Here is a 15153-nt window from a genome sequence, read left to right on the forward strand (position 1 = left end):
TATATTTAATATCAATTATTAACTATTGTCAAGAGGGTATTTTATTTTTAATTGAAAGAAGGTTCCAAAACTTTTAGATCCTTTATTTAAAGATTGAACATCTTTCTTTGAGACTCTATACACAGTGTTATTTGTACATAAATCTAAAATCACTTCATTCGAAGGATGAAAGGCTTTCTGTTTAACATCTAATAGTCCATTTCCTCTATCATCTTGTTCCAGTCTAGAAGCCTTCGTCATTATAGCAGCTCTTACAACCTCATCAGTAGTTAACCCACGAAGCGTATCTTTTAAACTTTCATATATTCCATCACCGTTATCTGTTACAGCTATCTCCATTTCCCTATCTTCATTGTTACTTTTTACAGAAATGAAGCATGGTGTTTCCGTATGATCTATTACATTATTCCCCAATTCGGTAATAAATGTTTGTATATTTGAAAGACGTGCTCCCCGGAACCCTTTATTCTTTAAAATTTTTTTTATAGAATCATTTATTTCTTCGATATCTTCATAATTTGTAGCTTTTTTAGTTTCCATTAGTTCAGTTTCTAGATTGTACCTGTTTCTATTATAAATTGACTCCATATACATCTGATCATCAAATTGGGATTTGATATTTTTACTACAAACCTCAAAAAAATTCATCCGTTGCATATATTTAACTGGACGATCATCGTTTGGTACTTTCACCTTTACATTATATTCTTTTTCCAAGAATTCAAGGATTGATAACAAACCTGTATAACCAATTGGTGTTATATACTTTAATCCTCTTAAATCTAAGCTAATTTTCGCATCAGGTTCTAGCGTACTAGTAACATCCATTGTTTTATTCAATAAATCCTGTATCGCAAAGACACTATCTAATTTGTTAAAGGGTTTTATTCTCATATAAAAACCGCCTTCGGTTATGTGTACCATATGATTATAGCAAATTTATCCAATTGAGTTGTTAGGATCTTCAGTGGATTTAAGGTTTATTGAGCAGTACTAAATTATGAATTGAAATAAAGTCCTAGAATCTTCACATGAAAGCTCTAGGACTTTTTGTATTAACTAATCGTTTTCGTCGCATTCTCTTTAACCTGATTGATTATATGAACAAGTTTCTTCTGTTTGCCTGCATCAAACAACTTGATAAAGCTCTGTGGTTTATCGAAAGGCGGCTTGGTAAGTTCAGCTACATTTTCAAAATAGCCGTTATGCTCAATATAATCAATGACTTTGTTTACGAATGCAATTTGGTTTGCATTAAGATTCTCCTCATTTATGAATGAGGAAAAAGCTTTTAATGCTGCCTCTCTTTCCATCTTCGCAATTCTACGGACGAGTAAACCAAACGGCGTGTCTTTAAAATAACTTTTATAGTCTTCCTTCGTCCCAAGTTCACCCGTGAAGATTTTTTCCAATGTCTTATAATCGGACTCATTGAGAGGGATATTATTTCTTAATTTATGAATAGCTATATTGTTCTTGTTTTCTTCTATATACTTATTGACTTTAAGCTTATAGTCCTCAAAATCATAGGATAATTCAAATTCTTTTCCTACTGTACGTTCTAATTCGACATCATCAAGATTTGTATAAACAAACTTTGGTGCATCTGCTACCGCAAATTTCATCAAATCACGAAGCTCTTGCCGAATTCTTTCGGAATTCAGGATATCTGCTCCATCCCAAAACTCATCTTCTGTGACCTCTTTTAAGATAGGGATCTTCGCTTTAACAGCTGGAATCGTTGTTTTCTTTAAAAGGGTGGAGGCCTTTGAAATTGTTATGTTTTTGAATCTTGTTAAACTCTTCGTACCCTCTATTTGTGACAACATTAATCCATAGATTAAGTTATCAAATTCAACGGCCTTTTCATCTTTATCGTTCATAGAAACTAGGTCAGCAATGTTTCCGATTAAATCGGATTTGTCTTGTTCAGTAAGAAAGATAAAAGCTTCTTTCGAGTTAAATTTATCGACATACTTTCTTTTCATTTTCACATCAATTCTATTAACTGACAGCATTGCAATTTGCTGAAAAACTTTTTCCACCATTGTACTTCTAAGCTCTTGAAAATCTTCTCCCACGAAAGCTGAGTCCTGCATATGGAAAATTAGCTTTATTCTTTTTGCAAAAATATTCGCTTGTGTAGACATGCTTGCACTTGCTTCAATTCCATTCTTTTTCTCTCTGAAGTACTCAAAATTCCCAAGATAGTCAAATATATAAAAGTATTCCTTTTCCTTTCCCTTTCCAAAAAGATCGGGTCGTATTCTTGTTCCTCTACCAATCATTTGCCAGAATTTAATTTTTGAACGAACGCGTTTAAAAAACACAAGGTTTACTATTTCCCTAACATCGATTCCTGTATCGAGCATATCAACCGACACTGCTATATGTGGTTCTTTAATCGGGTCTTTAAATTGTAAAATTAAGTCCTGTGCATAATCATCATCGCTTACAATACGCTTGCAAAATCCCCCTTTGTATTCTGGGTATAGTTCATTAAAACGGTCCACAATAAACTGGGCGTGTCTCTTGTTGGTAGCAAATATGATTGTTTTTCCTAGTCGTGTACCACTCGCATCTTTTAAACCATTCGTCATAAGATCATTAATTACATGATCAACTGTATTATGGTTGAAGATAAATTTATTGATTTCAGGTGCAGGAATTTCTTCTGGCATCTCACCGTCTTCATCCGTAAAGTCTTCTTCATATCTTTCTCTTTCTTCTGAAGAAAGATCATGATAGGTAATTCCTTGTGATAAAAATTTCATAGTAACCTCTATATTACGGAACGGAACTAGTACATGGTCCTTATACACTGCCGTGTCATAATCATAAGCAAAAGTTGGCACATTTTTTTGAACCTGAAAAAAGTCATAAGTGCTACTATGAACGTCTTCCCTTGGTGTTGCTGTTAAACCAACAACGTATGCATCAAAATAGTCAAATATTGCTTTATATTTCTTGAAAATACTTCTGTGACTCTCATCAACGATAATAAGGTCAAAATGTGCAGGGGTAAATAAGCGACTACCGTCAGGATTTCTAGCACTGTCTATAGAATTTAGCATGGTCGGATAAGTCGAGAATACTATACGAGCATTTTTATCATCTTTATTTGATATCAGATTACATAAGGACATATCCGGGAGATAAATTTTAAAGTCGCTCTTTGCCTGTGTAACTAATGCCGTTCTATCAGCCAAAAACAATATATTTGTAATGTAACCGCCTCTTGAAAGGACATCTGTTAAACTAGCAGCCGTTCTTGTCTTTCCCGTCCCAGTAGCCATAACTAAAAGAGACCGCATATGCCCTTTTTCGATGTTATCAGAAACAGCTCTTATTGCTTGTTTTTGATAATATCTGTCTGTAATCTTATCATCTATTTTAATTTCACTTAGATTCTTTCTCGAAAATCGCCGGTTATAAATTTTTTGTAAATCATCTCTTGAAAAGACACTACTAACTGATCTTTGAGGACTGGTCTTATCATCCCAAATAAAGTAATCATATCCATTCGTATTAAAAATGATTGGCCGATGACCCGTCATTTGTTCTATGCAATTAGCATATAGCCACGCTTGGTGAGTACCATTCTTTGGATCCTTAATTGTTCTTTTTGCCTCAATTATAGCAATAGGCGTACCATCTTTTCCCCATAGTACATAATCAACAAAGCCTTGTCCTGAACCTAATTCCTTTGGCATTCCAACAACTGGCATTTCTACTTCTACACAATCTTTTTTTGAAGTTTGAGAAAAGTTCCAACCTAGTGTTTTTAAGTCTACATCGATATACCTTTTTCTTGTTGCAAATTCTGAGAGATCTTTACTTGTGAATTTTCTTTCTGTTTTATGCTCATCCTTATTTGCAGTATATTCCTTACTCTTTTTCTCGAGCTCTGCCACAAGTCTGGCAATTTCCTTATCCTTTTCATTGATTAACTTATCAGTTTTCTTTTTAAAGGTTTTAAGTTCATTAGATAATTGAGTCTCGATTTTCTTTGCAAATTCCGCATTGTCTTCCCCTTTCGGTATAAGCTTCTCATCAAATTTTCTTTCTTCATAATCAGATCCATAGCAATAATCAATCCATTGAATAAATTCAAATAAAATTGAAAGTGATAGAATCGCATCATTTTTAGAAATTGATTTTTCTGTATGTACAGCCATGTTCCCAACCTTAACAATATACTGAAGTTTCCCCCATGTAGTCGGGTCTACGGCGTAACGAAATGATTCTTCGTGCACTAAAGCCTGCAGGTTATCTTTATATGGCATTTTCATGGTAGTATCTGCAGAATAAACCCATTTAACTGCTAACTCGAACGCCTTTCTACTTCCAACCGCAGACATGGCAGGAGAAGTTATTAATACATTTTCGGCATCCAAGCAAGCTTTGGAAAATAGCTTATATTCAGTGCTATCTTTTAAAAACTGAAAATTTGTTGCCACATAATCACCTGCTTTCGCTAATCGAAATATTTACCCATAAGACTATTGAAAAGATTTTGGCTTTCTGTGATAGATTGTTTTACAATTGATTTTTTCTCTTCAATCTTTAATACTATTTCTGCAAATTTGTTTTGAAGTTCTAGTGGAGGAAAAGGAATAATTAAATTTAATATATCCCCATTTGATATATTAGCTTGACGTATTCCTCTACTAATGCCAGTTAATTTTCGTTTTATTTCTTTATCCTTTAATAAGTACTGTAAATATCTAGTGTTCAGTGGATTTTTAATTTCCAATTTGGCATTTCGTTGATTTAAATAGTATTTTGGAAAGGTATTTGGTAATACACAAACATTAGCATAATCGTCCTTACCAACTGTTCCTGTTAAGGAAATAACAATATCGTTTGGGTATACAATGTATTTTGTCAATTTACTATCTTCTGTCCAAAAACTAATTCCTTCATTTTTAAAAGTACCAGAATTTATATTTCCAATTTTTATAACCGGTATGCCATCTTCTACATATCCACCACTTTTAAAAGCATATCCACCAATAACATCTACTTTTTTACTAAGAGGTACCTTCTCCCAATCCTTTTCATTCAAAATAGGGTCACCAAACATATCATAAAAAGTTGCTTCAATTAAGTAATCAAGTTCTTCAAGCTGTTTTTTATGACCATCGATGATTTCTTGTGTTTTATCAAGGATATCTGCAATCTTTTTTTGGTCTTCGATGTTTGGAAGTTTCATTTTTATTTTTAGAAGGTTACTTTTGGTTAAACTAGGTATTGTAACTGTAGTATTTAATTTTTCAAAGTTAAAATCCACACAAAAATAGTATAAATATTTGGGGTATAAATAGTTTGGATTTGCTACTAAACCAAAAGCAGTATCCACATTCCAAAACTTTGTTTTTACATATATAGGATTATTAATACTTCCTTTTCTACCGATAATTACAGTGTGTGGAGGGCAAATATAATCATTAGCGTGTCCCATAATTCCCCCACTACCGTAAATAGGGTATTCTCCATTATCATCTTTTACTTTTTTATAATCTCTACCATTTTTAATCTCTAACACATCTTGCCATTCTTTTATGAAATCAACACTCATTTTCCATCAGACCTCTCAATTCCTCCATCTTGGAACCTATATTGATTGCCAATTCATCAAGGCGAGCCATTATTACTTCCGGCTTTTCATATTCTACTTTTTCATATTCAATTTCTTTGTATCGATTTATCGATAGATCGTATCCATTGTTCTTGATTTCTTCCTTATCAACAAGGAAGCTTTGTTCTGTTTTCTTCCGATCTTTTTCGTTTTCGAGATTATGAAATCTGTTAATAATATCAGGGATATCACCTTCATCCCCCAACTTATTTCTCTTATCATCCAATGAATAACCATCCGACTTCATATCATAAAACCATACCTTATCTGTGCCACCTGCATTTGTCTTGGTAAATACAAGAATTGCCGTAGAAACTCCAGCATATGGTTTAAATACTCCACTTGGCATAGAAATAACTGCCTGTAAGTTCTGGTTTTCAACTAATTCCTGTCTCAGTGATTTATGAGCTTTTGATGTACCAAATAGTACACCGTCTGGGACAATACAAGCACATCTTCCACCAACATTAAGCATCCTAATAAATAAAGCTACAAAAAGTAATTCAGTCTTCTTTGTATTACTAATTGCTTTTAAGTTTTCATGAATACTTTCAGGGTCTATTGTGCCTGTAAAAGGTGGATTTGCTAGTATAACATCATAAGTATCTGATACGTCATTTTCCTTTGATACGCTGTCAGCGTAATTGATTTGTGGGTTGGGGATAGAATGTAGCATTAGATTCATTGCGGATAAACGAAGCATCGTTCGATCCGTATCAAACCCACTAAAAGCCTCACCTTCAAATTTCTCCCACTGTCCAGTAGTCATTTCACTTTCATACCGATGTCTAATATGTTCCGCAGCAGAAACTAGAAAACCAGCAGTTCCACAGGCTGGGTCACAAACTTTGTCATCAGGTGTAGGATTGAGTAACTTAACCATCATATCTCGTATGTGTTTCGGTGTTCTAAACTGTCCATTTTGACCTGCCACAGACAATTTACCGAGCATATACTCGTACAAATCCCCCTGCATATCTAAATCTTTAATGTCATGTTCGTATAATTCATCTAATCCGGTGATGATTTTCTGTAACACTTGTGGTGTTGGAATAAGGAACATGGCATCTTCCATATATCTTGAAAATGCAGATGTTTTATTGCTATTTATTGATTTAATAAAGGGGAACACCCTTTGACCAATTGTTTCATAAATATCCCTTGCATCTTTATTTTTGAATTTTGACCAACGCATAGCTTGACCTTCTTCGGTCTGTGGGAAAATCTTGTTTTTCACTTCCACACCAATTGCTTCAAGGCTTTCATATTCAATTTCTTTTTCATCTAAAGAGCGGATAAACATCAAATAAGTCAGTTGTTCAATAACGGTGAGAGGTTGTGTAATTCCCCCTGCCCATATATCCGTCCAAATTTTATCAATTTTATGTTTTATTTCTCCAGTAATCATCTTGGTTCACCTAATGCTTTCTGTTATAATAATAAAATTTCTTAGTCTATACTAATAGTACTTATTTACCAATATAATACCATATTAATAGGCAAAACACTTTTACTATACTTAATTAAATTTCACCTATATCTAATTATCCATTGACTAGACAATATAATAAACATCCAATTTCTTTCAATAAGTGTCTATTTTTCAAAATAGCAATTAATAAAAAACACTCTTTTAACCTTTTATCAATAATTTCTTTTCAATCTCATTTCTCACTTTTTGACTCCAATCTTTATATATTGGTCTATGACTATCAACAGTCTTAAATGTGATATTTTTGCAGCCTTTTCTCTTAAGCTGACATATAACCGTCAAGATTTTTTTATTAAGAAAAGTGGATCAATTATCTGCTACAGAGTTTCCACATGTGTATTTGGCACTTTAAAAATGATGTTAATGGCAGTATCTCTTATGAATATAAGAAAGCCTAAAATACGCAGGTAATGCATAAAACACTGCATATTTTAGGCTATTTTATTTTATTCCTTATTGTGTTAAAGCACCCGATCGTATTATAAGGTCAATCAGAAAAGAAAATTTTTCTGGTTGACCATTTTTTATATCGATATATGATAACCGTAGCCGGGGTAGAACGTAAGCACCCGTGGGACTTTGATCCCGTCAACTAAACAGTTCGCCCCCTACTTGTAGAAACATGATTGAGGCTGGTTGGGACAATGATCTCGTATAACAAGCGAAGCTATGAAACTACATGGAGGGATAGGGGTTACCGGTTAATAGAATTTCAGGAGGAGATAAATGATGAATCCAGTCATAGGCCTGGATGTGGCAAAAGGCGAAAGTCAGGTTCAAGCATTCTTGGATAAAAAGCAGCCATACAAAAAGAGTTTTAAAATAGCACATACTCTCGAAGGATTAAGTATTCTTCTAGATTTCATTAAAGAGGTAGAGGACGTATCAGGAGGACGACCTCCTATTGTATTAGAATCCACTGGACATTATCACACACCGATTATGCAATATTTTGAGGACAGAGGATATTTATTGATTATCGTCAATCCTCTCATATCATATCGGGCTAAGAGTTCTAGTTTACGCAAGGTAAAAACGGATATTGTTGATGCTCATCACCTCTGCGAGCTGTACTATAAAGAAGACTTGGAGCCTTATAGACAACGATTAATCCAACTTTTAAATCTGCGTAATCTGACAAGGCAACATGAAAATATTACAGGCATGTTTGTACAAACTAAACTGCAATTTCAGGCAGTTCTGGATCAAGTATTTCCTCAATACTGTGGGGTTTTTGGGTCCTTATATTCGGATGTTTCTTTACTAACGCTACAAGCATTTCCCACTTCAGAAGAAATCTTGAAAGAAAGCAAAGAAACCATCGCTAATAAAATAAAGGAGCTATGTAAAAGTCGTTCAAAACAATGGGCAAACAATCAGGCAGAAAAACTAATGGCTGCCGCGGTTCAAAACCCATTCCAGAAAACCTTATATCATAGCCTTTCTTTAAGCTTGGGTATGTATATTAATATGCTTCTCGAATACAAAAAGCATCTATCCAAGCTTGAAAATGAGTTAAATGCTTTAGCGAAAAGTATTGAAGAATATAGAATTATCCAATCAATCCACGGAATCGGCGAAAAAATCGCTGCCACGATTATTTCTGAGATTGGGGAAATTGATCGGTTTAATCACCCTAAAAAGTTAGTTGCATTTGCCGGACTTGATCCAAGTGTCTTTGAATCTGGTACATTCAAAGGTACTTTAAATCGGATTACCAAAAGAGGTTCTAGTAGACTACGACATGCCCTGTATATGGCCGTTAAATGTGCCATTCGTGATTGCCGGAAACAGAAAACGACAGATGAAATCCTTCCTCGTAACAAGCGATTACGAGAGTTTTATGATAAGAAACGTGAAGAAGGAAAACCCTATAAAGTGGCTGTAATAGCATGTGCGAATAAACTCTTACATTGGATTTATGCACTTTTAAAAAGTAAATCAGCTTTCCAAGATCTAGCCTAATTTAAAAATATAACTAAACAGACCAAAACTTTCCAAACATCGAACATTGGAAGGTTATTTGGCATGCATAAATTTAGTATAGCATGAGATAATTTAAGTTTTTATTGAAAAATATTGACAAACTATTAGCTGGTTTAGTTTAAGTGAAAATATTCCATCTTTTTCATCTAAACAAAATCTATTCCCTTAATGTGTGAGAGCATATCAAAAAGACGCCTTTACTAAAGAAAAGCGTCCTTTAATGGAATAACAAAAAAATGGATTTAGTCCTAAAATCGTTGGCTTGTTGAACGCACCCGTTTGCACAATAATGGTCATTCAAAAAATTAATTCATCCCTGACGGATTGACTCCCTCGAAATTAGCATACATATGAATATTATTAAGTATAATGTCCATTACTTCTATCACTGAGGGCGAGCATTTAGTCAAAGTTTGAAGCCCTTATGTAGGTATTCGTTGATGTGCTGCTATCCGGCATTAAAATAGCCATGGACTAGTTATTCTTGTCGCCAAACAATAAACCACGGCGGGGCTTGCACCATCTTTCTTGTAAAGGAGGAATCGGCAATTCCTAAACTAGCCAAAATGGATACCTTCAGCAGGGAGCTAACATCAACTTATTTTAGCCCCTTACCCTTTTACTCCTCCTAATGCAATCCCTTCAATCACTTGTTTCTGGCCAATAATAAAGACGATCACTAACGGTAGAATCGCTGATACTGCTGCAGCCATAATCAAGGAATAAAATTCTCCATTGATAGTGGAAAATTTCTGCATTGCTACCGGAATCGTTAATAAACTGTCAGTACGCAAGAAAATCAGTGGATTTTGATAGTCATTCCAGGTCCAAATAAATCTGAGTATCCCATACGTCGCAATTGCCGGTCTGACAATTGGCATAGCGATGGACCAAAAAATCTTCCAGTGCCCTGCACCATCAATCTTTGCAGCTTCAATCAAGTCGTTAGGAATACTCATAAAAAATTGCCTCAGCATAAACGTTCCCAAAACACTAAAACTGCCGAGCAACACCAGTCCCAAATGGCTGTCGAATAAGCCAATATTTTTGTATATAATAAATTGGGGAACGAGAATTGCCTGCTGCGGTACCATATAAGTTGCCAATACAAAAATAAAGAGGACTTTTCCCAATGGGAATTTGACCTTGGAAAAACCATAAGCGGCAAGTGAAGATACAGTAACTGAGATCAGTGTAGTTAATACCGTTACTTTAATCGTATTCAAGTAATAAATGTAAAATGGATGTTTTCCAAACCAAACTTCCTTATAATTAGATACACCATTCCATCTTTCCGGGATCCATTGAATTGGAAATTTAAAGACATCTGCTTCAATTTTAAAAGATGTCGAAAGCATCCACGCAAATGGTAATAGGAACAGAATGCTGCAGGCGAGCATAATGATTGTGATAATACTTTTTCTAATATTTAATGACTTTGCCATGTCTTCCCCTCCTTAATAATTCACCCATTTTTTCTGTCCGACCCATTGAATTACCGTAATTGTGAATACAATTACGAAGAGTACAACAGCCATGGCTGAAGCTGGGCCAATCTTCAGATTAACGAAAGCGGTTTCATAGAGATTCCAGACGATCATGGAGGTAGAATTTATTGGTCCACCCTTTGTCAGTACGGCAATAAGGTCAAACACCTTAAAGGTTGCAATAATGCCGGTGATAAATAAGAAGAATGACGTGGGTGAAATCATCGGCAAAGTAATGTGTCGAAATTTCACCCAGGCATTTGCACCATCAATTTCTGCCGCTTCATATAAGTCCTTTGGAATGTTCTGCAGTCCTGCTAAATAGACAATCAAGTTAAAACCAATGGATATCCATACCTGAATAAGCATGATAGAAAAGAGCGCAAAATTTGGATCAGCAATCCATTTTGGCGGATTTTCAATACCCAAGGACATAAGCACCTGATTAATCGGCCCGGCTGATGGGTGAAAAAGAACCTGCCAGACAACCGCAATAGCTACAATACTTGATATATACGGCATAAAAAAGGCTACTTTAAAATATCCTTTGAAATATACATTTCTATCAATGATAATAGCCAATAGAAGCGAGATTATCATGCAGGTCGGTACAGTTAAGATAAAGAGTGTATTATTCATAAGTGATTTTAAAAAAGCTTTATCCTGGTACAATCTGCTGAAATTATCGAATCCTACCCATTTCAATTCTGAGAGCGGGGTGATAAAGCTCCAGTCTACGAAACTAAGAACAAAAGTGGCGATAATTGGGAGCATCACTAGGATGGAAACCCCGATGAGCATTGGCGATACAAAAAGCAAGCCTATTAAATTTTCATTTTTCTCCTTACGAACCTTTCTCTGTTTAGGAGCTTCTGAGACCTTTACAGGTGTGGTGAGTTCAGTTTTTAAGTTCATTGTCTTCACCTCGATTTTTAGTATACTTCTATTATAAAGTCATGGCGGATTCTTCGATTAACGGTATTTTGATAAATACATACACAATTTTGACTTCTTCCTGTATGTGAGTTGTTTTTCAGAATGACAAAAAGTCCAGCATCGAAATGATCTGGACTTTTTGTCATGCCTTCCCGCCCCGATACTCGATAGGGGTGACGCCGACATTTTTTTTAAATATCTTGATAAAATAGCTTTGATTATCATAACCAAGCCTGTCGCATATTTTTCCGACGGAGTCCGTTGTTTGTTCTAGCAATTCCTTTGCCCGGTTTATTTTTATCTTCGTGACGTATTCTACAAACGTTTCTCCAACTTCTTTCTTGAACAAGCGGCTAAAATAGCTTGGATTTAAATACAAGTGGCCGGAAACTTCTTCCAAGCTAATCTTCTTCTCCAGATTCATTGCCACATATTTAAAAGCATCCAAGATTTCTTTGCGCCGGGTTTGCTCATATACTTCATTAACAATGGAGATGATAGAATGAAAATTATCCATAAGCCATGACTCCAACTCACTCAGAAATTTAACCTCCAAAATTTCTTCGTACTGAGATTCAACCGTTTGTTGGGCCCGAAAAAACTGTAATGCGCTCAGCTTTATTCTTAAATCCAATACTAATTTAAGGACCCATTCTTTTACCAATTCAGGTGGGAATTGACGTTGTTTTAAAAACGAAATCCATTTGGAAACAAAACGAGTAATGCTATCCTGATCCCTAAGCATGATTAACTCTCTCATTTGTACTGCAGCCTCATCATATTTGGAGAATAAATCTTCAGATGGCGCTTCAAGCACTTCCATTCTTTCTATAATCTCCCCAGGCTCCAAATAAAAACTTTGATGCTCGCTATTCTGTAAAAGGACTAGCTCCCGCTTGAACTCTAACATTGTACTACAACCTTCACCTATAACAAACGATAACGATATATTAAGCGTTTTATTTATTGATTGCTGAATACTTCTCAAACATTCCTTAACATTAGAAATTGAACTCCTTTTTAACTTTAAAGAGGAGGGAATAAATATATAGAACTGCCTGGCACCTAGTTGAAAATGGACTGAATCTCGCCAGAATTTTCCAACCACTTCTGATACAACATTATTAATCGCAAATGTCAACGCATCCTCTGATTTAAATTGCTCCTTTAGAACTTGGAAATGATGAATCATTGCAATGGCGCCAATATACCCGGTCTTACCAAAATCAAGACCAAACGTTTTTGCCTCTGTCAGCCATTCGTTCTCATTTAGGGCAGAAGAGTCAATGACTTTCCTAATGAACCGTTCTTTAATACTCTCCTTGTTTTGGTTGAACACCTGTTTTAGCTCAATTTCTTTCAAGGCTTTATTGGTTTTTTCATCGAGATTTTTCTTAAATTTCCTTATAAGTTCCGATAATTCCTCAGGGACAAAGGTGTCTTTAACCAGATAATCTTGTACCTGCAGCCTGAGTGCCTGATGGGCATATTCAAAATCGGCATGGCATGATAAAATTGCAACCTGTAAATTTGGATTTCTCTCTTTTAATTTTTGCGTCAATTCAATGCCATTCATTTTCGGCATACCAATATCAGTGATTAATATATCAGGCATTTCCGCTAAAGCTGATTCAAAGGCACTGGCGCCATTTTCATGCATGCTTTTTAGTGTCACCCCAAGCTGATCCCATTCAATTACTTCGGATAACAATTGTAATACCGGATAATCATCGTCAACTAGCATTACTTTGTACATCAGAATTTCCTCCTTTTTGAATGGTTAAAATGACCTTTGTACCTACTCCGGGTGAACTTTGAATATCCATTTGAAATGATTTACCAAAGGTGATATACATTCGTTCATAAACATTTGACAAACCCAATGATGAGAACCCTTTGTTATTTCCATGACCGCCTTGCTCTATTCCATTCGATTGAATTAGCCTGCTTCGCAATTGACCTAACGTTTCCATATCCATCCCCTGTCCATTATCTTCAATCATAATCACTAGCTGATTTTCCGTTAATTCTGACTTTAGGATGATAGTTCCTGCTCCCTGATTAAGGCCGTGGATAATGGAATTTTCGATGATTGGCTGCAGGATAAAACGCGGAAACCGTTCCGCATATGCCGCATCATTGACTGATATTTCAACATTGATCTTCTCTTTTTGCCGCATATTCATGATGTTGATATAGTCTAAGATAATTTGGACTTCTTCACGAAACGTGATGGTTTCTTTATTTTTGTCGATTGTCATACGAAGCAATTTGGACAAGGAACTGATAATGTCTGCACTATCCTTATCTCCTTTTACCAATACCTTCATTCGGATCGAGTTAAGGACATTAAACAAGAAATGGGGATTAATTTGCGCTTGAAGCATCGCCAGCTCAGCTTTTCGCTTTCTTTCCTGTGTATCTTTTATTTCCTCAATCATTTCATTGATACGGTCTAGCATATGGTTAAATGATTCAGATAATCTCCCAACCTCATCGTTGTTCCGAAGGCGGGAACGAATCGATAAATTCCCCCGTTTAACCGCTTCAGCAATAGTCCCTAAGTAGACGATTGGTTTCGTGATCGTTCGCAACAGATAAGTCATCAAAAGAAGAAAAATAGTAAAAGAAAGAACTTGAATAATAAACACTTTATTAAAAATCACATTAATTTGGTTTATAGCTTGTTTGTATGGAATAATCGAGACCAGCTTCCACCCCACAAATGAAATATTGTGTTCCGCAATTAAATAATTTCGATTTGATATTTGAAAAATATTGGAAGAATTATTTTTCGTGAGTTGGTCACTATATTGAAATTGCTCACCGATTTTGGAATTATCCTGATGTGAAATGATATGGTTCGATGAATCCAGAATCATCATTTCCTCTCGGCCCTGAAGCTTTTCAAATACTTGATTCACCTTGTTTTCCATGATGGTGACGAGTACATACCCGTAAATCTTTAAGTTTTCGTCCCTTAAGGTCCTTCCAACTGATATTTGATAAGGATTGTTCCTTTGTTCCGAATTAATCATGGTCGGCTGGCTTGCAATCCAGGCCGACTCATATCCTTGTAATTTGTTTAATTGCTTAAACCAATCTTTTGTCACTAAGTTACTAGGGTCGAATTCATAATAAGAATAGTTGGTGTACGATTTCCCATTTTTTAAAATAATCGTTACGTACGCTTTTTCTCCCACCAATGTAATATTTTCAATCGTTCTATTAATTTTGCTTTCATCGATAAACCGTTGATAATCCGACTCCGATTCTGGTTTACTTTTGGCAACGTCTTTTAAAATGGTATTAATTTCGGCATCGAGTTGAATAAAATTGACAATGTACATCATATCTTTCAAGAGTTTCTCTACATATTCATTTGCGATTGTCAGTTCCCGGTTCGCATTGGCAAGCGCCTGATTCATTAACGTGTCTTTTGTTAAATAGTTATAGATAAATAACGTAAGCGTTGCGGGGATTACCAGACAAATAATCGAAATGAAAATGACTTTAAAACGAAAAGATCGAGGTGCCTTCATACGCTGCTGTTTTTTATTCCACACATGAGGTCCCCCTTTCTAATAGAAAGATGGGGCTGTAATAAATTA

Annotated in this window: 9 protein-coding genes; 1 reads left to right on the forward strand and 8 read right to left on the reverse strand. The window is 35.3% G+C overall.

The features are described from left to right. Positions 1-18 precede the first annotated feature (18 nt). From RGU12_RS12565 to RGU12_RS12580, 4 genes are all read right to left on the reverse strand, one after another. Positions 19-894, reverse strand: a complete 876-nt coding sequence (locus RGU12_RS12565; protein ID WP_309536454.1) for an ATP-binding protein — start codon at positions 892-894, stop codon at positions 19-21. A 161-nt stretch (positions 895-1055) separates the two neighbouring features. Further along, positions 1056-4460, reverse strand: a complete 3405-nt coding sequence (locus RGU12_RS12570; protein ID WP_309536455.1) for a DEAD/DEAH box helicase family protein — start codon at positions 4458-4460, stop codon at positions 1056-1058. 17 nt (positions 4461-4477) lie between these two features. Beyond that, entirely contained in the window at positions 4478-5581 is a 1104-nt protein-coding gene (locus RGU12_RS12575; RefSeq protein WP_309536456.1) for a restriction endonuclease subunit S, read from the reverse strand. Then, on the reverse strand, positions 5571-7049 hold the full coding sequence (locus tag RGU12_RS12580) for a type I restriction-modification system subunit M (RefSeq protein ID WP_309536457.1): 1479 nt from the start codon (positions 7047-7049) through the stop codon (positions 5571-5573). Before RGU12_RS12580 ends, RGU12_RS12575 begins: the two co-directional genes overlap by 11 nt. An 813-nt stretch (positions 7050-7862) precedes the next feature. On the opposite strand from RGU12_RS12580, the gene RGU12_RS12585 reads away from it, so the two are divergent. Beyond that, positions 7863-9098, forward strand: a complete 1236-nt coding sequence (locus RGU12_RS12585) for an IS110 family RNA-guided transposase (RefSeq protein ID WP_309536458.1) — start codon at positions 7863-7865, stop codon at positions 9096-9098. A 632-nt stretch (positions 9099-9730) separates the two neighbouring features. On the opposite strand, the gene RGU12_RS12590 is transcribed toward RGU12_RS12585, so the two are convergent. The 4 genes from RGU12_RS12590 to RGU12_RS12605 all read right to left on the reverse strand — a co-directional run bounded on the left by RGU12_RS12590 (position 9731) and on the right by RGU12_RS12605 (position 15108). Beyond that, positions 9731-10564 carry a carbohydrate ABC transporter permease gene (locus RGU12_RS12590; RefSeq protein ID WP_309536459.1) on the reverse strand — a complete coding sequence of 278 codons (834 nt, stop codon included), beginning with the start codon at positions 10562-10564 and terminating at the stop codon, positions 9731-9733. A 12-nt stretch (positions 10565-10576) separates the two neighbouring features. After that, complete coding sequence (locus RGU12_RS12595) at positions 10577-11521, reverse strand: carbohydrate ABC transporter permease (RefSeq protein WP_309536460.1); 945 nt, start codon at positions 11519-11521, stop codon at positions 10577-10579. Positions 11522-11684: 163 nt separating this feature from the next. Further along, complete coding sequence (locus tag RGU12_RS12600) at positions 11685-13298, reverse strand: response regulator transcription factor (RefSeq protein WP_309536461.1); 1614 nt, start codon at positions 13296-13298, stop codon at positions 11685-11687. Continuing rightward, a complete protein-coding gene (locus RGU12_RS12605) occupies positions 13276-15108 on the reverse strand; it encodes a cache domain-containing sensor histidine kinase (protein WP_309536462.1) in 1833 nt (610 codons plus the stop codon). Before RGU12_RS12605 ends, RGU12_RS12600 begins: the two co-directional genes overlap by 23 nt. Positions 15109-15153 lie beyond the last annotated feature (45 nt).

This window comes from Ferdinandcohnia sp. QZ13 (genome assembly GCF_031324165.1).
In the GTDB taxonomy this organism is placed as follows: domain Bacteria; phylum Bacillota; class Bacilli; order Bacillales; family Bacillaceae_L; genus Ferdinandcohnia.

Excerpts from the sequence above, each read along its gene's own strand:
- RGU12_RS12580 (WP_309536457.1), bottom strand. The coding sequence starts at position 7,049 with ATGATTACTGGAGAAATAAAACATAAAATTGATAAAATTTGGACGGAT.
- RGU12_RS12600 (WP_309536461.1), bottom strand. The coding sequence starts at position 13,298 with ATGTACAAAGTAATGCTAGTTGACGATGATTATCCGGTATTACAATTG.
- RGU12_RS12595 (WP_309536460.1), bottom strand. The coding sequence starts at position 11,521 with ATGAACTTAAAAACTGAACTCACCACACCTGTAAAGGTCTCAGAAGCT.
- RGU12_RS12575 (WP_309536456.1), bottom strand. The coding sequence starts at position 5,581 with ATGAGTGTTGATTTCATAAAAGAATGGCAAGATGTGTTAGAGATTAAA.
- RGU12_RS12585 (WP_309536458.1), top strand. The coding sequence starts at position 7,863 with ATGAATCCAGTCATAGGCCTGGATGTGGCAAAAGGCGAAAGTCAGGTT.
- RGU12_RS12590 (WP_309536459.1), bottom strand. The coding sequence starts at position 10,564 with ATGGCAAAGTCATTAAATATTAGAAAAAGTATTATCACAATCATTATG.
- RGU12_RS12565 (WP_309536454.1), bottom strand. The coding sequence starts at position 894 with ATGAGAATAAAACCCTTTAACAAATTAGATAGTGTCTTTGCGATACAG.